Annotated in this window: 25 protein-coding genes; 19 read left to right on the top strand and 6 right to left on the bottom strand. The window is 32.8% G+C overall.

The window, feature by feature from the left end; translation table 11 throughout:
• The first annotated feature begins 7 nt into the window (after positions 1-7).
• The 4 genes from VKY41_RS03375 to VKY41_RS03360 all read left to right on the top strand — a co-directional run bounded on the left by VKY41_RS03375 (position 8) and on the right by VKY41_RS03360 (position 3,624).
• On the top strand, positions 8-343 hold the full coding sequence (locus tag VKY41_RS03375; protein ID WP_500813024.1) for an ArsR/SmtB family transcription factor: 336 nt from the start codon (positions 8-10) through the stop codon (positions 341-343).
• A 39-nt stretch (positions 344-382) separates the two neighbouring features.
• Positions 383-991 carry a low molecular weight phosphatase family protein gene (locus VKY41_RS03370; protein WP_500813023.1) on the top strand — a complete coding sequence of 203 codons (609 nt, stop codon included), beginning with the start codon at positions 383-385 and terminating at the stop codon, positions 989-991.
• Between the two features lie 263 nt (positions 992-1,254).
• Positions 1,255-2,883, top strand: a complete 1,629-nt coding sequence (locus VKY41_RS03365; RefSeq protein ID WP_500813022.1) for a transcriptional regulator — start codon at positions 1,255-1,257, stop codon at positions 2,881-2,883.
• Between the two features lie 228 nt (positions 2,884-3,111).
• On the top strand, positions 3,112-3,624 hold the full coding sequence (locus VKY41_RS03360) for a hypothetical protein (protein ID WP_500813021.1): 513 nt from the start codon (positions 3,112-3,114) through the stop codon (positions 3,622-3,624).
• 55 nt (positions 3,625-3,679) lie between these two features.
• Here VKY41_RS03360 and VKY41_RS03355 read toward each other — a convergent pair whose 3' ends face one another.
• Positions 3,680-4,621, bottom strand: coding sequence for a peptidoglycan DD-metalloendopeptidase family protein (locus tag VKY41_RS03355; RefSeq protein ID WP_500813020.1), 942 nt, complete (start codon positions 4,619-4,621; stop codon positions 3,680-3,682).
• A gap of 273 nt (positions 4,622-4,894) precedes the next feature.
• On the opposite strand from VKY41_RS03355, the gene VKY41_RS03350 reads away from it, so the two are divergent.
• From VKY41_RS03350 to VKY41_RS03335, 4 genes are all read left to right on the top strand, one after another.
• Positions 4,895-5,422 (top strand): glutathione peroxidase, encoded by a 528-nt coding sequence (locus VKY41_RS03350; protein WP_500813019.1) that lies wholly within the window; start codon positions 4,895-4,897, stop codon positions 5,420-5,422.
• On the top strand, positions 5,419-5,880 hold the full coding sequence (locus tag VKY41_RS03345; RefSeq protein ID WP_500813018.1) for a TspO/MBR family protein: 462 nt from the start codon (positions 5,419-5,421) through the stop codon (positions 5,878-5,880). The genes VKY41_RS03350 and VKY41_RS03345 overlap by 4 nt, the downstream gene beginning before the upstream one ends.
• 18 nt (positions 5,881-5,898) lie before the next feature.
• Positions 5,899-6,381, top strand: a complete 483-nt coding sequence (locus tag VKY41_RS03340) for an SRPBCC family protein (protein WP_500813017.1) — start codon at positions 5,899-5,901, stop codon at positions 6,379-6,381.
• A gap of 262 nt (positions 6,382-6,643) precedes the next feature.
• Positions 6,644-7,249, top strand: a complete 606-nt coding sequence (locus tag VKY41_RS03335) for a hypothetical protein (RefSeq protein WP_500813016.1) — start codon at positions 6,644-6,646, stop codon at positions 7,247-7,249.
• A 91-nt stretch (positions 7,250-7,340) separates the two neighbouring features.
• On the opposite strand, the gene VKY41_RS03330 is transcribed toward VKY41_RS03335, so the two are convergent.
• Together VKY41_RS03330 and VKY41_RS03325 are read right to left on the bottom strand one after the other, a co-directional pair.
• Entirely contained in the window at positions 7,341-7,817 is a 477-nt protein-coding gene (locus tag VKY41_RS03330; RefSeq protein ID WP_500813015.1) for an Hsp20/alpha crystallin family protein, read from the bottom strand.
• Positions 7,818-8,008: 191 nt separating this feature from the next.
• Positions 8,009-8,782 (bottom strand): XRE family transcriptional regulator, encoded by a 774-nt coding sequence (locus VKY41_RS03325; protein WP_500813014.1) that lies wholly within the window; start codon positions 8,780-8,782, stop codon positions 8,009-8,011.
• 52 nt (positions 8,783-8,834) lie between these two features.
• Between VKY41_RS03325 and VKY41_RS03320 the strand changes: the two genes are divergently transcribed.
• The 11 genes from VKY41_RS03320 to VKY41_RS03270 all read left to right on the top strand — a co-directional run bounded on the left by VKY41_RS03320 (position 8,835) and on the right by VKY41_RS03270 (position 22,429).
• Positions 8,835-10,049: a DNA polymerase Y family protein gene (locus VKY41_RS03320; RefSeq protein WP_500813013.1), complete on the top strand. Its 1,215-nt coding sequence runs from the start codon at positions 8,835-8,837 to the stop codon at positions 10,047-10,049.
• The gene (locus tag VKY41_RS03315) at positions 10,049-13,006 is read left to right on the top strand and encodes a DNA polymerase III subunit alpha (RefSeq protein WP_500813012.1); all 2,958 of its coding nucleotides are present in this window, start codon (positions 10,049-10,051) and stop codon (positions 13,004-13,006) included. The genes VKY41_RS03320 and VKY41_RS03315 overlap by 1 nt, the downstream gene beginning before the upstream one ends.
• Positions 13,007-13,350: 344 nt before the next feature.
• Positions 13,351-13,566 carry a cold-shock protein gene (locus VKY41_RS03310; RefSeq protein ID WP_500813039.1) on the top strand — a complete coding sequence of 72 codons (216 nt, stop codon included), beginning with the start codon at positions 13,351-13,353 and terminating at the stop codon, positions 13,564-13,566.
• A 156-nt stretch (positions 13,567-13,722) separates the two neighbouring features.
• On the top strand, positions 13,723-15,054 hold the full coding sequence (locus VKY41_RS03305; RefSeq protein WP_500813011.1) for a DEAD/DEAH box helicase: 1,332 nt from the start codon (positions 13,723-13,725) through the stop codon (positions 15,052-15,054).
• 5 nt (positions 15,055-15,059) lie between these two features.
• Positions 15,060-16,373 carry a DEAD/DEAH box helicase gene (locus tag VKY41_RS03300; RefSeq protein WP_500813010.1) on the top strand — a complete coding sequence of 438 codons (1,314 nt, stop codon included), beginning with the start codon at positions 15,060-15,062 and terminating at the stop codon, positions 16,371-16,373.
• An 80-nt stretch (positions 16,374-16,453) separates the two neighbouring features.
• Entirely contained in the window at positions 16,454-16,903 is a 450-nt protein-coding gene (locus VKY41_RS03295; RefSeq protein ID WP_500813009.1) for a KTSC domain-containing protein, read from the top strand.
• Positions 16,904-17,082: 179 nt separating this feature from the next.
• Positions 17,083-18,483 (top strand): nicotinate phosphoribosyltransferase, encoded by a 1,401-nt coding sequence (locus tag VKY41_RS03290; protein ID WP_500813008.1) that lies wholly within the window; start codon positions 17,083-17,085, stop codon positions 18,481-18,483.
• Between the two features lie 75 nt (positions 18,484-18,558).
• Entirely contained in the window at positions 18,559-19,164 is a 606-nt protein-coding gene (gene pncA, locus VKY41_RS03285) for a bifunctional nicotinamidase/pyrazinamidase (RefSeq protein WP_500813007.1), read from the top strand.
• A gap of 148 nt (positions 19,165-19,312) precedes the next feature.
• On the top strand, positions 19,313-20,398 hold the full coding sequence (locus VKY41_RS03280) for a nickel-binding protein (RefSeq protein ID WP_500813006.1): 1,086 nt from the start codon (positions 19,313-19,315) through the stop codon (positions 20,396-20,398).
• A gap of 236 nt (positions 20,399-20,634) precedes the next feature.
• Complete coding sequence (locus VKY41_RS03275) at positions 20,635-21,009, top strand: group I truncated hemoglobin (RefSeq protein WP_500813005.1); 375 nt, start codon at positions 20,635-20,637, stop codon at positions 21,007-21,009.
• A gap of 31 nt (positions 21,010-21,040) precedes the next feature.
• Positions 21,041-22,429 (top strand): FAD-binding oxidoreductase, encoded by a 1,389-nt coding sequence (locus tag VKY41_RS03270; RefSeq protein WP_500813004.1) that lies wholly within the window; start codon positions 21,041-21,043, stop codon positions 22,427-22,429.
• A gap of 50 nt (positions 22,430-22,479) precedes the next feature.
• Here VKY41_RS03270 and VKY41_RS03265 read toward each other — a convergent pair whose 3' ends face one another.
• The 3 genes from VKY41_RS03265 to VKY41_RS03255 form a co-directional block, all read right to left on the bottom strand.
• A complete protein-coding gene (locus VKY41_RS03265) occupies positions 22,480-23,343 on the bottom strand; it encodes a hypothetical protein (RefSeq protein WP_500813003.1) in 864 nt (287 codons plus the stop codon).
• Between the two features lie 226 nt (positions 23,344-23,569).
• Positions 23,570-24,214: a thiamine phosphate synthase gene (thiE, locus tag VKY41_RS03260; RefSeq protein WP_500813002.1), complete on the bottom strand. Its 645-nt coding sequence runs from the start codon at positions 24,212-24,214 to the stop codon at positions 23,570-23,572.
• A 96-nt stretch (positions 24,215-24,310) separates the two neighbouring features.
• On the bottom strand, positions 24,311-25,051 hold the full coding sequence (locus tag VKY41_RS03255; RefSeq protein WP_500813001.1) for an acyl-CoA desaturase: 741 nt from the start codon (positions 25,049-25,051) through the stop codon (positions 24,311-24,313).
• Positions 25,052-25,069 lie beyond the last annotated feature (18 nt).

The following is a 25,069-nucleotide window of genomic DNA, read 5'->3' as shown; positions in this document are numbered from 1 at the left end:
TCACGATATGGGACTGACTAAAACAGAAATTTTTACCGAAGAAAAAAATAGAATAGCTTCAATAGCGAAAGCTTTTGGACATCCAGCAAGAATTGCTATTATACAGCACTTATTTAAAATAGAAAGTTGTGTTTGCGGCGATTTAGTAAATGAAATAGGCTTAGCACAACCAACCATTTCACAACATTTAAAAGAGCTTAAAAATCTTGGGATAATAAAAGGGAATATTGAAGGAACTAAAGTGTGCTATTGTATAGACTTTGATGAATGGCAAAATGTTAAACAGTTGTTTATGCAGTTTTTAGAACAAGACAATAATAGGGTAGAAGGTTGCTGCCAATAAAATGTAGTCAATTATATGTAAGAAAATGAAAGCATAAGTATGTATAAAAAAACTGTAGATATTATTAATTCTCTAGATATTAAAAGTATTTCTAATGAGCGTAAAGCATTACTAAAACCGCTGATAGACTACATTCAGGAGAAAATCTTAAATAAAGATAAAGTTCTATTGAATTTTATTTGTACCCATAATTCTCGACGGAGCCATTTATCGCAAATATGGGCTCAAACTTTAGCACATCATTTTCAAATTAAAAATGTATTCTGCTATTCGGGAGGAACTGAAGCTACGGCATTGTATCCAATGATAGTAACAACTTTAGAGGAGACGGGCTTTCAAATAGAGAAATTGTCTAACGAGAAGAATCCTGTTTATAATATAAGGTTTTCAGAAAATGAATCTCTAATTATCGGGTTTTCTAAAGTTTATGATAATATCCTAAATCCGAAAACTAATTTCGCAGCTATCATGACTTGTTCTCAAGCAGATGAGGGGTGTCCTTATATACCAGGAGCTGAAAAACGTATTCCAATAACTTATGAAGATCCAAAGCATTCAGACAACAGTCCTAATCAGAAAGCGGTATATAAGGAACGAAGCTTGCAAATAGCCACCGAAATGTACTTTGTTTTTTCACAAATTAAATAGAACTTACTTTATTAGTCTATCTTGATAAGTTTCGGGTGTGTTTCGAGTGTCTTAAACCTTAATATTAAGGAGTATATGTCAAGATTATGTTGCAATTATCTTGTATATTTGAGTAAAGTAAACAAATAATTCTATTTTATACAGTGGTATTTATCAGGTACTTGCAACTAATTGTCTTTTTAATTATTAGCAGTGTTTGTTATGCCCAAGAAGTACTTAAAAGCAAACAAGCATTAAAAAAATATGATTCTATAACGGCTGTTATGGAACTATCATTTCCTGAAAATGAATATAAAACATACAAAAGAGAATCGTTTTCAGAACAACAACTACAAACCTACTTATCTCAACATTTTCAACGTTTAGATTTATTACCATTAATAGAAGGACATCACTATTTTAAAATTCAAAATTATTTACATTCTGGTAATTGGTTTCGGCAAATAGGCTTCCCAAAAGAATCCATTAAATGGTATAAAGTTTTCTTTGAATATTATAACCAACATCAACAGGATTTAAGTTTTTCAGAAAAATATGCCTTAGTTAAAATGCAAACCTATTCCTATGGTATTTTAGCGGAAAATTATGCCAATGTAGGATATTTAGACAGTGCTGCTTTAGAGCATAAAAAAAACATTCATTTTGTTAATGAATTAAATACCATATCAAAACCATCCGCTTATAACAATTATGGATTGTTTTTTTATTGGTCAAAAAAGGATTTAGATTCGGCCTTAATTTACATTAATAAAGCTTTCGATTTAACTACCAGTAAGTTCCCAAACCACTCATTGATAGGTAGTATTCGAGATAATTTAGCTGATATTTATAGAGATAAAAATCAAATAGAAAAAGCATTACCCTTATATCGTGCTAATTTCTTGTTCTACCAAGCCTATAAAAATGATGAGTCTGGGAAGATAGATGTAGAGAGACTTATAAGTTCAGGTTGTCAGTTAGTGGAAGCAGAAATTGCTATAAATAAGTTGGAAGATGCACAATTATCTTTTAATGAACTTAACAAGCAAATCTCTAAATTTTCAAACGAAATAGGACCGAAGTCTAAACTAGAGTTTTTAAAGACGGAAGAGAAATTGCTCGTGGTGCAACAGAATTATAAAAAAGCCTATGAAGTTTCTAATAAACGACACTTTTTAACAGATAGTTTGAATGTGCTTTCAAAAATTGCAGATAAAAAATGGCAAGAAGAGTTGAATTCTATTTCTTTAGATCGTGTTGCTTTAAATTTTAAAATAGATAAAATAGAGAAAGAGAATAAGATTCAAAATCAACGATCAAAACTTTTAATTGTAAGCTTATTATCTTCTTTAGTTCTTATTTTATTATTATCCTTGTTTTTAAGAAGACGTCAGCATATAATAAATGCAAATAACAAGCAATTACTTGCTGAGCAATCTCGAGATTTAACAGCATTAAAAAACAAGCAGTTAGAGTCTGAAATTGAATCTAAAAAGCGGGATTTGTCAGATTTCGCCATCAATCTAACTCAAAATCAAGAATGGGCAGAATCTCTGGCCGAAAAGTTGACAGCTATAAAAGAAGCCGGTTCTAAAGAACAAGGTTTGTTAATTGAGGAGTTAGAAGAAGCGATTAAAAATAAAATAACTTTCGATAGCGATACCAAGTTTTTTTACGAACGTTTGGATAAATTAAGTGATGCCTTTTACAGTAACCTTACCAAGCAATTTCCTAATTTAAGTAAAAATGAAATCCGGTTATGTTCATTAATTCGTTTAAAAATGGACAGTCGGAGTATTGCAACACTCCAAAATATCACCGTATCTTCTTTAAATACAAGTAGATATCGTCTTAGAAAAAAACTTCATTTGTCTGAGAATGAAGATTTAGATGAATTTATCCAAAACATATAACTCAGTATTCTAAACGTGACTTTATAGTCTTTTTATTGCGCTCAGTCTATCAATTGTCTATAGTCTGTACATTACGTGTCTATCTGTTTTTCAATGTTTTAACAGCTTATTGAGTTAACTTTGACTCAAGTTAAACGATTAAAATAAGTTTTGAATTTTAAAAGTTTCTCTATCTCTTTTAATTTAAATAATAGCAATCACATTGTATAATCTTAAAATTTAAAACTTATGAAAACGTATGTACTTGGTTTTTTACTTATAGGTCTAACCAACCTAATGATTGCTCAAAATGATTTAGCCATATTAACACCTGCTAACAGAATGATGTATTCATCTAATTATACAGCTCTTAATGCTGATTATTTAAATACAGTCACACATCAAGATTTTTCAAAAAAGATTGAAAAACTTCAAAATCTGGTTGCTAATTATGATATTAAAAGTTCAGAAGTATATCAATCCAAGGGAAATGGTAGCTATACCGTTGATTTTAAAGAAGGGGATAACTATATAACTGCTGTTTATGACAAAAAAGGAACTTTACAGAGTTGCGAAGAAAATTATCAAGCTATTAAATTGCCTTACTCTATAAGTTCAGATTTAATGAAAGAATATCCACAGTGGTCTATTAAAGAAGTAAAATGCAATATTAGATATACTGAAAACAAAGAGCGAACAATTATCTATAAAGTGTTGATTAATAAAGGTAACAAAACAAAAAACATTACCATTAAAGTATAAATGTTACACTTAGTTAATTATTGATTAAAACAGAAATTCAAATATAGATTCTGTTTTAATCAATAATTAATTTCTGGCCAATACGTAAAGTGCTATTTTGCTTTATTTTATTGGTTTTACAAAGTGCCGCTATACTAATGTTATTTCGTGAAGAAATTTTTGATAAGGTATCTCCTTTTTTAACTATATAAACGCGTGTAGGTTTAACGCTTTTTGATACAAGTGCTGCGGCTAAAGCTTCCTCTTCACTAGAATAGATTTCAAGTTCGCTTTGGCGTTTACTGTTGTGAAGTTCTGGTCGTGTCCAGGTTTTAGTAATCCAGATATCTTGAGAACGAACTTCGTTGTTTTCATCAAAACTTAAAAGGTATTCGGGGTTCACAGGAATTCCCTTGTAGTACATTTCTAAATGTAAATGACTGCCTCTAGCATTACCCGTAGCACCTCCTTTACCTAAATAGTCACCAGCTATAAGTGAATCGTTTTCTTTCACCTCTAGGGCAGATAAGTGTGCGTAAACAGTTTCTAAGCCATTAAAGTGCCTTAACACAACCGTATTTCCATGACCATTACTGTAACTAGCAAAACGAACGACACCATCAAACATAGCGTATAAGCTATCGCCTGTTACTAAATCTATATCAATGCCTTTATGTGCGCGACCTCTACGCCAGCCGTAACGAGATGTTACAACTTTATTTCTTGAAACAGGAGATACATAATTTGTTTCTTTAAACTGAATGTTTATTGGGAAACTAACATCGGTATTGTATTCAATTCGAACTTTACTGGTGTCCCAAAACTCTGAAGTAATATCAATGTTTTCTTCAACTTTTTCAGAAGGAATAGGAAGGATGTTTTCATTAGACTCTCCAACGAAAGTTTTATAGTCTTCAATAAGGTTTGCTAATTTTGGTTTGGAAATGATAGTAGGTGTATTTTGACCTATAAATCTAATAGGTAAACAAAATATAAGCAGGAAAAACAATGATCTCATGGGCTATAACTCAATGTACTAGACATTTTTATTGGTTTTTCAAATTTTTGATGGACGAATTTACACAAAAAAACGATGTGCTGCGTTAATTTATTGTTAGAGTAAGTGTTAAATTATTCTTATAAAATTAGAACGCAATCTTTGTTGGTTTTTAACAATTATTTCAGGGAGTTACCCGCTTATTTCAGCTAACTTTGTAACATCACCAGTTGAGCATTTTTAATAACAACTATGAACATTATGAATCCAATTTATCTAACACTTTTTATACTTATGTCTTTTTCTTTTTTTTCTAAAAATAATAACGCTGCAAAAAGCGAACAGGAACCTAAAAGTATTTATAACTTAGCTATAAATAGCTTAGATGGAAGTCCTATTGATTTAAGTAGTTTTAAAGGGAAGAAAATCCTAATAGTCAACACAGCATCCGAATGTGGATTTACTGGGCAATATGAAGGCTTACAAGAACTATATGATACGTATAAAAACAACTTAGTAGTTATAGGAGTTCCATGCAATCAGTTTGGTGGTCAGGAACCTGGTTCAGCATCAGAAATTCAAACCTTTTGTAAACAAAATTATGGAGTAACTTTTTTAATGACTGAAAAAGTTGATGTTAAAGGAGATAATCAACATCCGCTATATACTTGGCTTACTAGTAAAGAGTTAAATGGAGTAAGTAGCTCTTCAGTAAAATGGAATTTCCAAAAATATTTAATTGCTGAAGATGGAAGTTTTATAGATTATTTTTACTCTATAACGAAGCCTAATAGTTCTAAAATTACAAAGTATTTAAAATGAAAACCTACCAACTAACAATTATTTTTCTTATTATTAACTTGGCAGCTCTAGGTATTGGTAGTTGGCTTATGGATAATGGAGCAACCTCTAAGTGGTATTTAATGCTAAATAAGGCTCCATGGACACCTCCGGGTTGGGTTTTTGGTGCTGCTTGGACTGGTATCATGATTTGTTTTTCGTTTTACATGGCAAATTTAGTAAAACAACAGGCTAGCACGTTCGTTTTTGGCTTGTTTGCTATACAATTTCTGTTGAATGTATCTTGGAATTACATCTTTTTTAATCAGCATTTAGTTAGCTTTGGCTTAATTACCATTATTTTATTAACTTTAGTGGTTGGTTTTTTCATGTTTAAATATGCACCCGTATTAACTGTTAAAACTTGGTTGATTGTGCCTTATTTTACTTGGCTGCTTATAGCTACTAGCTTAAATGCCTACATACTGTTAAATAATTAGTTTTAATTATATTCTTAAATGAATTTCTCCACAAAAGGTAAGATTTACACCTTAACTTCTAAACAAAAACTTCCCATCACTATAGATGAAGCATGGGAGTTTTTGTCAAGTCCTAAAAATCTTAAAACTATTACGCCAGATTATATGGGGTTTCATATAATTTCGGAATCCAACAAACCCATGTTTGCTGGTCAAATCATTCAATACATAGTCACGCCCGTACTTGGAATTAAAACCCATTGGGTAACAGAAATTACACATGTTGTGGAAAAACAGTACTTCGTAGATGAGCAACGTTTTGGACCTTATGCTTTATGGCATCATAAACATTTTTTAAAGGAAATTGATGGTGGAGTGGAAATGGAAGATATTATCGACTATAAAATACCTTTCGGATTTTTAGGAAGGTTAGTGCATCCTATTTTAGTTAAACCCAAACTCACCGAAATCTTTAATTATCGTACCAAAAAGCTAAACGAACTATTTGGTACATGGATTTAATAGGCTAATAACACAAGGGTTTTAATTTAAAAGAATCAAGCTAGTACTCAAGAGCGGTAATCTCAGTAAATGATTTTGATTTTAAGGTTTCTGTAAGCCTTTTAATTGTGTTAAAACAGGTAACTATCAGGTTATATGTGTATTACGTCGATAGTTTTGTAATATTTTTTCATTTCATCGGGTAATTTTATAGTTCATAAGATTTTTTTTGAGTGATAGATCTAATACTATAGTTTTAAGAATATTAAATGTCTTTTAACTTATGAAAAATCTCTTTATCACTTTATCAATGGTCCCTTTTTTATATTTTTCACCTACATTAAAAGCTCAAGATTCGGCCAGTGTTTTAGAGGAAGTTCCTTTTGATTATAGGTCTAGAAGTCCTATTTATGATTATTATGAAAAACATTTGAGTAATACAGATACTATTCCCGATTTTGAAACCATGGAAAATAAGTTGAAAATCACAGGAACAGTTTATTTAAACGATGGACTCACACCTGCAAAAGATGTAATTCTATTTATAAACCAACCCAACGAGGATGGGGAATATGATTTGAAATTTGAAAACGATAAACGCTATGTTTACCACAGAGGATGGGTTAAAACCAACGCTGATGGAGCTTATACCTTCTATACTTTTATTCCTGGATCTTATAGGCATTCCAAGGAATTAAGGCGAATTCACCCTATAGTTAAGGAAGCTGGAAAACCAGAATACACCTTAAACTCTTTAATTTTTGAAGACGATCCGTTTTTAACCAAAGCATGTCGAAAAAAACTAAAGAAAAAAGAAATCAACAACATACTTACTACCTTAAAAAAAGGTGATATGTACGTAGCTAATTATAATATTATTTTGGAATAAAAATAAAAAAGACCCGATAAGGGGCCTTTTTTATTTATTTTAAGTTTAATAAAGGGCTATCAATAGCTGTGCTCAGACTTAATTTTTATAATTAAGATATTTCAATACTTCTTGCTGGTTTTTTCTTGGCTCCTTCTTTTTTTGGCAATAAAATACTTAATACGCCATCTTCATGCTTTGCCTCAATCTTTGCTTCATCTACCGTTTCAGGTAGTGTAAAAGTTCTCTTAAAACTTGAGTAGCCAAATTCTCTTCGTGTAAAATTATCTTCTTTATGTTCTGTTTCTTCTTTCATTTCAGTTGAAATAGAAAGAACATCATTATCAAGGTCGATATTTAAATCGGATTTCTTAATTCCTGGAATAGCCATTTCTAAAATAAATGATTCTGATGTTTCTTTAATATTTATCTTAGGTGAAGAAATAACATGATCAAAATTTGAAGTAAATACATTTGGAAGATCCTTGTTAAAAACATCTTCTATCCAATTCGTCCAAGTAGGAAGGTTAACGTTTGAGTTAGTGCTTGATAAACCCCCATTTTTAGGAACATTAACTAAAGTGCTCATAATAATAAAAATTTTAAGTTAAACAATAAATCAAAATTTTGAAGTTTGAAGCTTCGTACTTAAATGAGCAAACAAAGTACCAAATGGAGTTTTTTGTTTATTGAACTGATTTTCGTGCTGTTCGACTGTCATTTTGGCAATTTTTATAAAGTTTAAATGTCAAATTGACACCTTTAAGCTTGTAATAAGATTTACTTAATTGCTTTTTCTAAAGCTTTAAGTTCAATACCCAATTCGTTGAACATGCTTATAATACTACTTATTTTTAATTCTTCTTCGCTGTATTCCTGAGTGTTAATGCTGCAAGTAAATTCCCATAACTCTAAAACTTCATCTATAGGCACGCTGTAATCATGATACATTTTATTATCAGACATCAACAAAAGAGAATTATTAAACTCAATGTTGTTCATCACTCGCTTATATACCATTCCATCATTCAAGGTTAATAAAACATAGGTTTTACCTGTTTTTATGTCTTTTCTATCTTCTACAAATCTCCCTATTACAAAAGAACCATCTTTCATAGGAAGCATGGAATCTCCCTTTATAGGAAATGCACGATGTTTTCCCACAGGTAAAAATGGAAGTTTTATTTTTTGCAATTGCTCAATATATTCAGGATCATCGTAACCAGATAAGTAACCTGCACTAGCCTTGACAGGAACAACTTCTATCAGATTCTCGTTGTCAGGGTCTACCAAAATAGGAAATAATACGCGCTGATTACCTATTTCAATAAATGAAGTGGTTCCTGACTTTCTTAAATCGTTTCGAACTAAGATGTCGATTGGAATTTTTACATAATCCGATAATTGAACGAGCTTTTCTATAGAAGGGAAGGAGCGCCCTTCTTCATAAGCTCCAACTTGCGATTTAGACCAATCCAATGCCTCCGCAAATTGTGCTTGCGATAAACCTTTCTGATTTCGAATAAATTGGATATTATTTTGAATAAACGACATAAAACTTATTTTTTGAGTCAATTGAACTACAAATTTAAGCTAATTTTGTCAAATGCAAAAGAATATTTTACATCTAGATTTAGACACTTTCTTTGTTTCTTGTGAAAGACTCATAGATAGTCGGTTAAAACACAAACCTCTTATGGTTGGAGGTGTAGGAGATAGAGGCGTTGTAGCTGCTTGTAGCTACGAAACCCGTGCTTTTGGCGTGCACTCAGGCATGCCTATGAAAGTTGCTAGACGGCTCTGCCCTGAAGCTGTAGTTATTAAAGGAAATGCAGGTATTTATACTAAATATTCTCAAATGGTAACGGAAATCATTAAAGAGAAAGTACCCGTTTTTGAAAAAGCCAGTGTAGATGAATTTTATGCCGACCTAACAGGTATGGATAAGTTTTATGGCACTTATAAATATGCTTCAGAACTAAGACAAACCATTATTAAAGATACAGGACTTCCAATTTCTTTTGGCCTGTCTACAAATAAAATAGTTTCTAAAGTGGCTACGGGTGAAGCAAAACCAAATAACCAATTAAAAATAGATTCTGGTTTTGAAAAGTCGTTTTTAGCTCCTTTGTCAATTCGAAAAATACCTTCTGTTGGAGAGAAAACATATCAAATACTAAGAAACTTAGGTGTGGATAGAGTAAGCATGGTTCAGCAAATGCCTGTAGAAATGATGCGAAGCGCTTTAGGACTTCAAGGGGTAACCATCTGGAAAAGGGCTAACGGACTTGATAATCCTCCCTTGATTCCCTATCATGAAAGAAAATCTATTTCTACAGAAAGAACCTTTAATAAAGACACTATTGATGTTGCTTACTTAAGAACCATCATTTTTGCTATGGCAGAAAACTTAGCCTTTCAATTAAGAAGAGCAGATAAATTGGCAAGTACTATAAGTGTGAAAATTAGATATTCAGACTTTAATACATATAACAAACAAGTGAAGATAGCCTATTCAAGTGCCGACCATATTATTATTCCAACTGTATTGGAACTGTTTGAAAAGCTTTATAACAGAAGGTTATTGGTAAGATTGGTGGGGGTGAAAATAAGCGATATTGTTAGTGGAAATTATCAGATAAATCTTTTTGATGATACCGAAAAAATGTTGGGCTTATACAAGGCTATGGATGGTATTCGAGGTAGATACGGCGATTCTAGCATTATGAGAGCTTCCTCTATAGGGGCAAAAACCATCGGTAGATTTCAAAATCCTTTTAATGGCGAACCTCCAATTTTATTAGCACATAGAAAACAATAATGTATTTAAACTGTCATTCATATTACTCCCTTCGCTATGGCACATTTTCTGAAAATGAATTATTGGAACTGGCCAAAAGCAACAACATATCGTGTCTGGCCTTAACAGATATCAATAACACTTCTGCTTGTCTAAATTTTATTAAACAAGCTGAAAAATATAATATCAAACCTCTAGTAGGAATCGATTTTAGAAATGGAGCAAAACAGCAATTTGTAGGAATAGCTAAAAACAACACCGGATTTCATGAGCTAAATTACTTTCTTTCTCAACATTTAGAAAACAAACAATACATTGCAAACAAAGCCCCAGAATTTCAGAATGCTTTTGTAATTTATTCTTTTGAAAACGTATTAGAATACGAAATTACTTCGTTTAGAAGCAATGAATTTATTGGTGTTTCGGTAGAGGAGCTCAGAAAACTTCCCTTTTCAAAACTGAAAAACCTTACAGACAAATTAGTTATACAACAACCAGTTACCATTAGAAATAAAAAAGATTTTAATGCGCATAGGCTGCTTAGAGCTATTGACAACAACTGTTTGTTGAGCAAGCTTCCAACCACAGAAGAATGTCTTCCTACTGAAAAAATGCTTTCCAAAGAAGACCTCTTACATGCATTCTCTAGTTTTCCACATATTATTGAAAACACAAAATACCTCATAAATCAATGCCAAATTCATTTCGGATTTGGCGCAGAAAGAAGTTCCCAAAACCTAAAAATTTACAAAAGTAGTTTGGAAACCGATTTTGAATACCTCAAAAAATTGTGCTTTCAGGGTTTGCCTAAACGATATAAAAATCCAGATAAAAAGGTTTATGACCGATTAAACAAAGAATTGGAAGTCATAAAGTCTCTAGATTTTGTAAGTTTCTTTTTAATAAACCACGACATTATTTCTTATGCCAAACATCAAGGCTATTTTCATGTGGGACGTGGCAGTGGAGCCAACAGTATTGTGGCTTATATTATTGGCATTACAGACGTGGACCCGATTGAATTGGATTTGTATTTTGAAAGATTTATAAACCCTTTTAGAGCTTCTCCTCCTGATTTTGACATCGATTTCTCTTGGAAGGATAGGGAAGACGTTACCAATTATATTTTCAACCGATTCAAAAACACAGCGCTTTTGGCTACTTACAACACCTTTAAATTTAAGGCCGTTGTTCGAGAATTAGGAAAAGTTTTTGGTTTGCCAAAAGAGGAAATTGATAAGCTAAGTAAAGGAAAATCAACCAACAACTCTTTAGACGACATTGGGAAGCTTGTTTTAAAATACGGGGAATTAATTGAAGGTTTTCCGAATTATTTAAGTGTGCATTCGGCTGGTATTTTAATTTTAGAAAAACCCATACACAACTATTCTGCTACTTTTTTACCTCCAAAAGGTTTTCCAACCGTACAATTTGACATGATGATAGCAGAAGAGGTTGGGATTTTTAAATTCGATATTTTAGGACAAAGAGGATTAGCTAAAATTAAAGATGCTCTAGAAATTATAGCTGAAAACCGACCAGAAGAACCAATTATAGACATCCATGATGTAGAGCGATTTAAAAACGACAAAAACATCAATAAACTTCTTAGAACAGGAGGAGCTATAGGTGCTTATTATGTAGAATCTCCAGCCATGCGAGGATTGATGATAAAACTACAAACCCAAGATTATTTAGGTTTGGTAGCAGCAAGTTCTATTGTTCGGCCAGGAGTTTCGGGCTCAGGAATGAAAGATGAGTTTATAAAACGTCACCGATTTCCAGAACAAAGAAAAAAAGCACATCCCATTCTTATGGAAATTATGCCAGAAACTTATGGCGTAATGGTTTATCAAGAAGATGTGTTAAAAGTAGCCAATCAGTTTGCCGATTTAAGTCTGGGTGAAGCAGATGTTTTAAGAAGAGGAATGAGTGGGAAGTATCGCTCCAAAGAAGAGTTCTTGGCCGTAGAACAAAAATTTATTTCTAATTGTAGAAAGAAAGGATATGAAGACAGCTTGATTTTCGAGGTTTGGAATCAAATTAAAAGTTTTGCTGGTTATGCCTTTGCTAAAGGGCACTCAGCATCTTATGCTGTGGAAAGCTATCAGAGTTTGTTTTTGAAATGCTATTATCCTATAGAATTTATGGTGGCAGTACTTAATAATGGCGGTGGATTTTATAGTGCAGAACATTATTTACACGAAGCCAAAATGCAGGGAGCAGAAATTAAACTTCCTTGTATCAACAATAGCGATCATCCAAATAGGGTTAAAGGCAAGGTTATTTATTTAGGTTTGGGGTATTTAAAGAATCTAGAAACCTGGATGGTTCAGAGAATTTTAAACGAACGACAGATACATGGCAAATTCCTTTCTTTAGAAGATTTTATAAATCGTGTGCAAATAAGTATCGAACAATTATCTATTTTAATAAGAATAGGTTGTTTTCAGTTTACAAACAAATCGAAAACCGAACTTTTATGGCAAGCTATTTTTAAACTTCAAGCTAGTAAAACACTTAATAAACAGCCGAAACTATTTCAAACCAAACATAGAAATTTTGAGCTTCCAGAACTCCCTGAAAATGCTATTGAAAATGCCTATGATGAATTGGAATTACTAGGTTTTCCTTTAGGTGGTTATTTTGAGTTAATAGATGAAACTATGGAGCAAGATATTTGTGCAAAAAACATGCATCAATACGTAAATAAAGAAGTTATTATTTATGGGAATTTAGTAACCACACGATACAATATCACTTCGCAAGGAAAACGGATGCGCTTAAGCACTTTTGTAGATAAACACGGAGTCTATTTCGATGCAGTTCATTTTGCCGAAACAGTTTACAATTACCCGATTAACGGATTGGGTATTTATAAGTGCTTAGGAACCATAACCGAGAAATTTGGGTTTTGCAGTATGATTGTTTTAAAAAGTAGAAAAGTGAAAATTAAAGCAAACCCTAGAGCCATGTAATTCCATAGAAAACTCACACTACATTGGAAATATCTAATTAAATCAATTTAAATAAACTACAACTTTATAGCTCAAAAAACAACTCACATAAGGTTCTAAATTTTTAAAAAGAACAGGGAATCAATCCATTCTCTCTAGGACTCATCATGTTTTTATATAATTTAAATAATAATTTCATATATTTGCCCTTTAATATATTCAGATTGCCTTCTTTTTTAATATTCCAAAAATTTTAAACAATCCATCGCTTTCTTCTATAATTTTAACATGGACGTAGTATATTAGACCTTTATTTATTAAACATAAAATGAACAAAAATGATTAAAAAAATATTTAACAAATTAATTGGTAAAAAGAAAGAAAGCCAAACGAAAGAAGGCACTGTGAAGTTTTTCAATAATGCCAAGGGGTTTGGTTTTATAATCCAAGCAGATTCTGATGTAGAAGTTTTTGTACATAAAAACGATCTTATCGATAAAATCCGTGAGAATGACAAAGTTATATTCGAGATTGAGCAAGGAAAAAAAGGACTTAATGCCGTAAATGTTAAATTGGCTTAATCCATTATTATAATAAACACGTATTGAAAGCTATCATTCTTTGATAGCTTTTTATTTTAACTTAACAAATATATTACAGACGGTAAATTCTGAATAACTCATTGATACAGAAGTGCTTATTTTTAAACTGTAATTATCTTCATTGAAAATTATTAGATGTCAAAAACATTTTCAGACTTAGGGATTAACGAAAACTTACAACAAAGTTTAACTGCTTTGCAAATTTCTGTACCAACAGACATTCAGCAAAAAGCAATCCCAGTATTACTCAACCAAAAAGAGGATGTGGTTGCCTTAGCAAAAACGGGAACTGGTAAAACAGCCGCATTTGGTTTACCATTATTGCAGTTAATAGATGTAAAATCTTCAGATATTCAAGCAGTTATTCTAGCACCAACACGGGAGTTAGGACAACAAATTTTCCACAACTTAGTAGCTTTTGCAGCTAATAACCAGGAAATTTCAATTGCAGCAACTTGTGGTGGTATTCCAATTAAACCACAAATAGAACGCTTAAAATCGGCAACACACATAGTTGTAGCTACTCCAGGACGTTTGGCTGATTTAGTTGAACGTAACGCTATAAACATCAAAAATATCTCATACCTTATTCTTGATGAAGCAGATGAAATGGTGAGCGCTTTAAAAGAAGGTTTAGATAGTATTATAAAAGAAGTTCCAAAATCTAGAAGAACTTTACTTTTTACTGCTACCATGCCAGGAGCAGTAAAGCAATTGGTGCAAAACTATATGTCAAAACATGTCGTTCAAATTGAAGCCGATATGTCAACGGTTGGACACCAAGGAATTGATCACCAATACGTGGTTGTGGAACCTATAGAAAAGTTAGATGTTTTACTTCACTTTTTAAATTCTAAGGAAGGAGAAAGAGGAATTATTTTTTGTAAAACTAAAGCCGCTGTTAATAAGCTAGCAAAAAACCTAGCTATCAATAAATTTTCATCCGGTGCACTTCACGGAAGTTTAACCCAAGGGATACGCGATCGTATCATGGGACAATTCCGAGAGGGACATATTGATATACTTGTGGCTACAGATTTAGCTGCTCGTGGAATTGATGTTAAGGAAATTTCATACGTAGTAAATTATCATTTACCAGACACTTACGACGCCTATGTACACAGAAGTGGGCGTACAGCTAGAGCAGGTGCTAAAGGCCTTTCACTAACTATTTTACAACAAGAAGAGGTAGACGACATAGCTGATTTTGAACAAGAATTAGGGATTACTTTTAAGAAGTTTAAAAAAGCAGATGCCCTCAGTATCGAAGAGAACAATGGCTTGCTTTGGGCTAAAAAAATATTCAAAACCAAACCAAATCGCCATATTTCAGAATCATATAAAAATAAGATAACAACCATTTTTCATCATTTAACAAAAGAAGAGTTAATTGAAAAAGTATTGGCTGATTACTTATCACAAACAAACATGGGTAATCCAAAGGCTGACAAGGCACAAAAGAAATAATTTTTATGGCAAACAACATTAAAGATCAGCAGGATATTTTAGAAAAATTAAATATCCAAGAGCTAAACCCCATGCAAGAGGAGGCCATCTCAGTTATTGAAACAACAACAAATACGGTGTTACTTTCTCCAACAGGCTCTGGAAAAACTTTGGCGTTTTTATTACCCCTTATAAATTTACTTAAAGCAGACTGTGAAGAGGTACAAGCCCTTATTTTAGTACCATCAAGAGAATTAGCTATTCAAATTGAACAAGTAGCTAGAGATATGGGGTCCGGCTTTAAAGTAAATGCGGTTTATGGAGGTAGATCCATGTCTAAGGACAAAATTGAAATCAAACATGTACCAGCTATTTTAATTGGAACTCCAGGACGAATTGCCGATCATTTTGAAAACGAAAGATTTTCATTGACGAGTATAAAAACCTTGATTTTAGATGAATTTGACAAGTCATTGGAAGTAGGATTTGAACAAGAAATGAAACGCATTATCAATCAATTGCCTGCTTTAAATAAACGCGTCTTAACCTCTGCAACTCAAGGTGTTAAAATTCCAGGTTTTGTAAGATTAGATAAGCCTACAGTTATTAACTATTTGAATGAGAAAAGGGAGTCTAAATTAACTATTAAAACAGTTGTTTCTCCTACAAGTAATAAATTACCAACCTTATTAAATTTACTTTTACATCTGGGAAACCAACAAGGAATTGTGTTCTGTAATTTAAGAGACAATATCGATTTAGTTAGTAGATTTCTAGATAGAAACAAAATCAGCCACACCTGTTTTTCTGGGGGTATGGAGCAAAAGGACAGAGAGCGCTCACTAATTAAATTTAGAAATGGAACAAGTCAGATATTAATTGCAACAGATTTAGCTTCAAGAGGAATAGATATTCCTGAAATGAATTTCATTATCCATTACGAGCTCCCTTACGCTTTAGAAGAGTTTACACATAGAAATGGCAGAACAGCAAGAGTAAATGCAAAAGGCACCGCTTATATTATAAAAGCGGAGGACGAACACCTTCCTGAATTTATTGGTAAAACCAAAATAGAGAATATAACAAAGAAAGCTCCTTTAAAACCACAGTTCTGGGAAACCTTATTTATTTCAGGAGGAAGAAAAGATAAAATTTCTAAAGGGGATATTGCAGGATTGTTTTTTAAAGAGGGAGGTTTAACAAAGGACCAATTAGGAACCATTGAGCTAAAACAGGATTGTGCTTTTGTGGCGGTTCCGCTTAGTATTGCTGAGTCTTTAGTAGATAAATTGAATAACAGTCGATTAAAAAAGAAAAAGGTTCGTGTAACCATTTTATAGTTGTTAAATTATTTATAGGCTAGCATAGTAATTCATCTTAAAATAACACGTACTTTTGCGCCCTTGAATAAAAAATTGATATGAAGCGCATAAACGAATATAAAAAACTCTTTGGAGTGGAAAATGAAGTCGAATTAAAGACTTTGAAAAAGAGTTACCGTGATTTAGTAAAGGAATGGCATCCTGATAAATTTCAAAATGGCGATGCTTTGCAAGAAGAAGCAGAGATAAACAGCCGAAAAATTATTGATGGTTACCACTTTTTAGTAAGTATTGCGCCAGAAACAATTGCTGCTAATTTAGAAGACTATACGGAAACGATTACCAATTCTGGTATCGCAGATTTTTCTCATAAAGGATTGTTGTTGGAAATTACCTTTCAAGATGGCTCTACCTACGAATACTTTGGAGTTACTAAACAAGTCTATATTAAAATGATTAATAGTGATAAGCTAAACCGTTTTGCAAAACGTAACATCTATCCTAATTACACTTATAGAAAAACAAAAAGAGTGATGGAAGAAGTATAGTTCCTTTTTTAAACTATAACCATAACAGAAACAATACTGCCTATAAAATTATATAGAAAGTATTCCTCTTTAAGCAAAGGGAGAAAGTATAAAACTACTTTCTCCCTTTATTTTTTAGTAAACTTACTAAGAGATTATTTAATTTTTGGATATCTTGAGGCGTTAAAAAAATAAATCACATGCAAATCACAGCAGCTTATACAGACCTGTATCAACTTACTATGGCTCAAGTCTATTTTAATACTAAGCCAAACGGACAAGCGGTCTTTGATTATTATTATAGAAGCAATCCTTTTAATGGGGGATATGCCATTTTTGCCGGATTAGAGGACGTTTTAAACATTCTTGAAACTCTAAAATTCTCTGATTCCGATATCACCTATTTGGAACAACACGGATTCGAAAAAGAATTCTTAGATTATTTAAAAGATTTTAAATTTCAAGGAACCATTTACTCAAGTAAAGAAGGTGATGTTGTTTTTCCAAACCGACCAATTTTACAAGTTGAAGCCAATATTATTGAAGCCCAAATAATTGAAACACTTTTACTTAATCTTCTTAATTTTCAAACGCTTATCGCTACCAAAGCAAGCCGAATGCGTCACAGTGCGAAAAACGAAGTTTTATTGGATATGGGACTACGTCGTGCGCATGCAACTGGTGGATATTACGCATCAAGAGCTGCAGCTATAGGTGGTTTTGATAGTACAAGTAACGTAAAAGCAGCCGAAGACTATAACATCCCAGCTTCAGGAACCATGGCCCACTCATTTATACAAAGTTATGAGGATGAATTACAAGCTTTTCGCGATTTTGCTAAAATACGTCCTAAAAATTGTGTGCTTTTAGTAGACACATACAATACACTAAAAAGTGGATTGCCAAATGCGATAATTGTTGCCAAGGAAATGGAAGAAAGAGGTGAGCAGTTATTAGGGGTTAGATTGGATAGTGGTGATTTAGCCTATTTGGCAAAAAGAACTAGAAAAATATTAGATGAAGCTAATTTGGACTATGTAAAGATTGTGGTCTCCAACCAATTGGATGAATACGTGATAAAAAGTTTGAAAGAACAAGGTGCTCCAATTGATATTTATGGGGTGGGAACAAACCTTGTTACAGGAAAACCTGATGCCTCCTTAGGAGGTGTATATAAGTTGTCAGAATATAATGGCGAACCTAGAATCAAACTTTCCGAGAACATTATTAAGGTGTCACTTCCTTCCAAAAAACAAGTTTATAGAATGTTTGATGAAAATGGAATGTTTTATGGCGCAGACGCTGTAGCACTTTTTACAGAAGAAAACGTCACTGAAATGGAACATGCCTACGATCCGATTAAAAAATTACGCCTCAGTACGTTTACACAAGAACCTCAACTTGAAAAAGTTATGGTGAATGGAAAAAGGATAAAACCAACACGTACCGTAACCGAAATTGCTGAATATTCTCAATCCCGTTTAAAGAAACTTCCTGAAGAATATAAACGTTTTCAAAATCCTCATATATACAAAATTGGGCTTAGCACGAAACTAAAAGAAGAACGAGACAAATTAGTTCAGGCTCACAAATTCTTGTAGATGTAAAGTTCTTTAAATGATAATTTGTAAAGGATAAGAACACTTTAATATAAATACAGAAAATAATAAACATCCATGAAAACTCTTATTATAATTGATGTTCAGAACGATTTTATGCCTAATGGTTCCTTACCGGTTCCTAATGGAGATAAAATAGTACCCATCATTAATAAAATTCAACATAAATTCGATTTGGTGGTTGCTAGTCAGGATTGGCATCCAAAAGACCATGTTAGTTTTGCTTCAAATCACGAAGGTAAAAAGGTTTTTGATGAAATTGAACTTCATGGGAAACCACAAACCTTATGGCCAGATCATTGTGTTCAAGGAACAAAAGGAGCCGAGTTTCATCCTGATTTAAAAACCGAAAAATGGGAAGCCATTTTTAGAAAAGGAACAGATAAGCAAATAGATAGTTATAGTGCGTTTTACGACAATGGACATATAAAATCTACCGGATTGGCTGGTTATTTAAAAGAAAAAGGAGCTACCCAAATTTTTCTTTGTGGTCTTGCTGCCGATATTTGCGTTTATTTTTCAATTCACGATGCCTTTAAAGAGGGTTTTGCCTGCTTTTTTATTGAAGATGCTTCACAACCTTTAGATAATAATGAATTTAAAGAACTAAAAAAGAAAATGGAATATTTAGGAATTCAAATCATTTCTTCAGAAGACATTTAAAGAAAAATTTTACTAAACATAATTGGTTATCAACAGTTTAATTGGGAGGTCCATAAACATATCTGATACAGACGAAAACCTAAAATGAACTAGATGTTTCAGTAATAAACGGCTAAAAAAACCGTATATTACACTCAAAATCAAATAGATGCCATTATATTTAGATTTGCACGACCTTCCTGATGGGGTTTCAGCCAAACATGTTGCAGAAATGCATCAAGCAGATCTAGGTATAGAGCACAAATATAATTGTCGCGGCCTAACTTATTGGTGTGATGAAAAAAGAAAAACTGCGTTTTGCTTAATTGAAGCACCTAATAAGGAGTCGGTTTTAAATTTACACAAAAATTCTCATGGAGCTGTTCCACAGCGTATTATTGAAGTCAATGATACCATTGTAGAATCCTTTTTAGGACGTATTGAAGATCCAGAAAAATCACAAAATACACATCTAAATATTATTAATGACCCAGCTTTTAGAACAATAATGGTCATTAAAATATTAAATAATTCCCTAAAAACCCTTCATAAAAACACTTTCAAAACAGCCAATAGGAACAATATAAAATTAATAAACTCCTTAATTATAAATTTTAATGGACGTTTGGTACAGCATACTAACAATTCGTTTTTAGTGTCCTATGCTTCAGTTACAGACGCCATTCACTGTGGAATAAAAATTAAAGAATACCATTCTAGTGTTACTTCTCCTCATGTAAAGTTTAAAATAGGAATAAGTGCAGGGATTCCTGTAACGGAAAAAGAAGGCCTTTTCGAGGATACCATAAAAACTTCTAATTATTTATGTAATATAATTAAAGGCGATTTTACTATAACTAAGGCCGTTAAAGATCTCTATGAAGGTGAAAATCAAAACAAACCCGTATCTGAAAACAAGCTCATTCGTGTTTTAAATAATACCGACATGGAGTTTATAAACCATTTAATGGCTTATACCGAAAATATATGGTCCTATATGACAACAAACGTAAATAACTTCGAAGAAAACCTTGGTTATAGTAAATCGAAATTATACAGAACCATGATGCACTTGGTGGGAAAATCTCCAAACATTTTCTTAAGGGATTATCGCTTGAATAAAGCTTTAGAACTATTAGAAAAACAAAGTGGAAATATTTCCGAAATAGCTTACCAAACAGGTTTTAGCAGCCCAGCATACTTCTCTAAATGTTTTCAAAAAAAATACGGAATTCTACCCTCTAATTTTTATTAAACATTCTTAACCTATTCTATTCCTTTATAGTAGCAACAGCTTATTTCTTGGTCTAAAAGTGTATTTATTTGGTCTAAACGTAGAAGCCTAAAAAGCAATTCTATGCTACTTTTGATTAAAACCAATTAATTATATAAATCAAAAATTTAAAGGGGATATCACTAATAGTTGTTGGAAAAAAAGTTCACAAACATCATTCTCCTTTGACAACTCATTAATTTCTAAAAAATATAATTATGAAAACGACACTTTTTGAACGTCTAGGAGGAGAGGCAGGCATATCATCTATTGTAGATGATACCGTAGCTGCACATATGGAAAACCCCGCAGTAAATGCCCGATTCCTACCATTTAAAGACCAACCAGAACGTTTGGCAATGATAAAAAAACATACGGTAGACTTTTTTAGTATGGGTAGTGGGGGACCCACTAAGTATTCGGGTAGAGATATGTTAACTACCCATACCGGAATGAATATAAGTCCCGCCGAATACATGCATGTTATGGACGATATCTTTCTGGCATTAGATAAAAATGACATTACACCCGATTCCAAAAAGGACGTATTAGAAATTTTATGGTCTTTAAAAGGAATGATTATTTCAAAATAAATTGAGTACATAATTCTTAAAACCTGTTATCATGAAAAATACTGTAAAAAACCTTGATCCAAAAAAAATAGAAGCCTTTGCATCACAACTAAAGGGAGACCTAATCTTACCTTCAAATAAAAAATACAATGAAACACGCCAAGTGTTTAACGGAATGATCGATAAACACCCAGGAGTATTTGCTATGTGTGAAAATACACAAGATGTGATAGCCTCTGTTAATTTTGGAAGAGCTAATAATTTATTGGTTGCTATTAGAGGTGGAGGACACAATGGTGCAGGTTTAGGTTTGTGTAACGATGGTTTAGTCATCGACTTGTCTCGAATTAAGCATGTAAATGTAGATACTTCAAATAATACGGTAAAAGTTGGAGGTGGAAATATTTGGAAGGAAGTGGACTTAGAAACCCATAAATTCGGTTTAGCCATTCCATCTGGAATGATATCAACAACTGGAGTAGGAGGCTTAACGCTTGGAGGTGGAATAGGATATTTAACGCGAAAATATGGACTAACTATCGATAATTTATTAGAAGCAGAAATGGTTTTAGCAGATGGAAGTTTTCTTACCGTAAATGCTAAAAATAACACCGATTTGTTTTGGGCAATTCGCGGAGGAGGAGGAAACTATGGGGTCATTACTTCCTTTAAATTTCAAGCCCATCCGGTTAAAATGTTAATTGGCGGCCCAACCTTATGGCCAATTGAAAAGACAGAAGAAATAATGGCTTGGTATGATAGCTTTATTCAAAATGCTCCGGAAGATTTAAATGGCTTCATCTCTACCATGATTATTCCTGGTCCACCATTTCCAGAACAACTGCATCATAAAAAATTCTGTGGAATTGTTTGGTGTTATTTGGGAAATCCTGATAAATTTGAGAAATTATTTAAACCCGTTTTAGACCTTCAACCTGTATTTGCTCATGTAGGAGAAATGCCATATCCAGCTATTCAAACCATGTTCGACGGCTTGTTTCCAAAAGGTTTGCAATGGTATTGGAGAGGAGATTTTTTTAACGAAATAACCCCCAAGATAAGTGCTATCCATTTAAAATTTGGGTCGTCCATACCAACACCACTGTCACAAATGCATTTGTACCCTATAAATGGAGCTGCTAGTAAAGTAGGTTCTACAGACACACCTTGGGCTTATAGGGATGCCAAATATGCAGCTGTGTATATTGGAGTAGATCCTGATCCTGAAAATGCAACTAAAATCACCAATTGGTGCAAATCATATTATGAAGCTTTACATCCGTATGCTTTGGGTGGTGCTTATTCAAACTTTATGATGGAGGAAGGTCAGGATCGAATAAAAGCCAGCTACAAACACAATTATGATAGATTAGTTAAAATTAAAACAACCTACGATCCAGAAAACTTTTTTAGAGTGAATCAGAACATAGTACCAAAATAACATAAAGACTAAGACCGCGAGGGAAAAATAGTTGTTGGTAATTTATAAAACTATTGTTTTTTACTCGTGCGTTTTAACTTGTAAGTAATACCGAAATTAATTCCAAAGGAGGAATAGGGAACTTTTTGCGACAGTTTTTTAGAAGGATCGGTGTTGTCATTATCTAAATGATCAACGTAGGTGGTTTTTTTAACATAACCCTCAGGCAGGTTATCTAAAGTATAAAAGCCTTGCACAGCTACAGTTCCATCTGGTAAAACTATATCCGTGTTAAATTCAGAAAGTTCAGAATCTTTACGTTTTAAACTAATTCCATAATATTCTGCTTCAACAAAAAGACTAAGTTTGGTGTTTATGTCGTACTTGTAACCAAGAGCTCCCGTAAAACCTAAAGGAAACTGTCCGTGAAAATCTTCTTTGTAATTTGTTTCAGAATACGATCCTAAAGGAAGGCCAAAAGCATCAGCTTCTTGTTGCGAAAAAACCGATTTTTGATACACGACCGCTTCAGTTTTACCGCCTAATTTTAGTAAAGCTCCAAAACGACCGTAAATATTATTGGTAAATCTATAAACAACAGAAACAGATGAGCCATAAGCGCGAGCTCTTGCAATCGCGTCTACCTCTCTGTTAGGTAGGTTTACTTTAGATATGGTTTGGTCCGTGCCATACAGATAACCAAATCCTAAATCTAATCCAAATGATTCATTTAAGAAATAGGTCCCTCTTAATTGCATACTTAAGCCTTCACCATAACTACCATAAGAGTTTTCCGTTTCAGAAATATTGACCGTTTCTCCTAATTTCATTCCTGCACTGCCAATGGCGTATCCAGTACTAACCGAAACTTGTATTTGAGAATAAGACACTGTAGCGACTAAAAAAGTTAAAAACACGAGTGTTAAATGTTTCATATTGAAATATTTACCTTTAAATTATAAAAAATAAATGAAATTATAGAGTGAATCACCATAAATTTCTACGGGGCGGCAAAGATACTTTTTTTACTAAAGTGAGATTTATAAAAATTTAAATTCTTTTAAAGAAGAATCTATTCACCTGAATGAAACCTTGATTTGTTAAAAAAGAAAAATGCTTGGAGTAACAAACGGGTTCTCTTAGCTAAACCTAGTATTTGATTTATTTAAAAGTATGACGTTGCTCTTTTGTGGAAGATGCTTGTAACAATTGATTAAAGGTTTTAATACGATTAAAATCTTGAGTAATGGCATCAGATACCGCAATTCCAGATATGCCTGTGTTCAATATGTCTGTTACATCTTCAATGGTAATACCACCTACGGCAATAATAGGCGTTTCAGTTTTTAAGGCGTCTAATATAGTAGTATAACCACTTAAGCCTAAAAGGGTAGGTAAATGAGTTTTTGTTGATGTGAATCTAAAGGGACCTAAACTAATATAATCTACGTCTTTAGTAAGTAATGTTTCACAATCTACTAAGGTATTTGCTGTTCCTCCAATAATCTGCCAAGTGTGTAAATGTTTTCTCGCTATTGTGGGACAGGTGTCTAATGGGCCTAAATGAACCCCATCCGCTTTAACTTCTTTAGCTACTTTATAATTATCGTTAATAATCAGTCTCGTTTGATAATGAGAGGTAATATCTATAGCTTCTTTGGCTAATTTTAAAAGCTTTTTATCTGAAACATTTTTAAAACGTAACTGAACTAATTCTGCACCAGAAGTACAAGCCTTTTGAATGTTTTCAAGTTGCTCTTTTAGAGAATTTCCTTGGGAAATATAATGTAGTTTAGGGATAATCATGTCTTAATTGCTTCTAGTGAAATTATTCTGTCTACCGACAATATTTAAGACACAAAAATACAATTATTATAATGGACCTATAAGTTTAGACCTGTCTTATTTCTTAACAGGAAGCGCCTTCAATTGGATGACTCCAAAACTGTTTAGAATTCTCATAATTACATAAGTCATATCAATCTCGTACCATTTCACCCCAAAATTAGGACTACTAGCAAACTTATGATGGTTGTTATGATAGCCTTCTCCCATCATTAAAAAATCGAATCGGAATAAGTTTTTACTAGTATTCTTCATTTGGTAATTTACATAGCCATAAATATGGCCAAACCAGTTAATAATAACCCCATGAATTGGAGCCATTAGAAAGGTGATAGGTAAAAGTAACCATTGCCACCAAGCGGTAACAAAAAACACAAAAAACAGGGTATATAAGCTAATCCAAAGAAATCTCGAGAAGCGCGAACTAGCAAAATTATCAAAAGACTTCCACTGAGGAACGTTCTTTTTAAACCGTGGATCAACAGGAACACGATCCTCATTAATATCTTGATAAATGGTTTTAGTTTTCCACATCATGGCAAATAAATTGGCATCGTACTTTGGAGAGTGTGGATCTTGTTCTGTATCAGTATAAGCATGGTGCATGCGATGCATAATTCCATAACCATAGGCACTTAAATAACTAGCTCCTTGAAAAACCCAAGTTAATATAAACGTCAAGCGCTCCATGGATTTTGACATAGTAAAAACCTGATGCGCTGCATAGCGATGTAAGAAGAAGGATTGAAAAAATAAACCTCCATACCAAAGCACTAATACAAAAATAACAACCGCCATATCTTTTTTTACAAAGAT

This window comes from Xanthomarina sp. (assembly GCF_035306605.1).
GTDB lineage: Bacteria > Bacteroidota > Bacteroidia > Flavobacteriales > Flavobacteriaceae > Xanthomarina.
The sequence above is the reverse complement of the archived record's forward strand: the minus strand, read 5'-3'. Positions and strand labels throughout refer to the sequence as shown.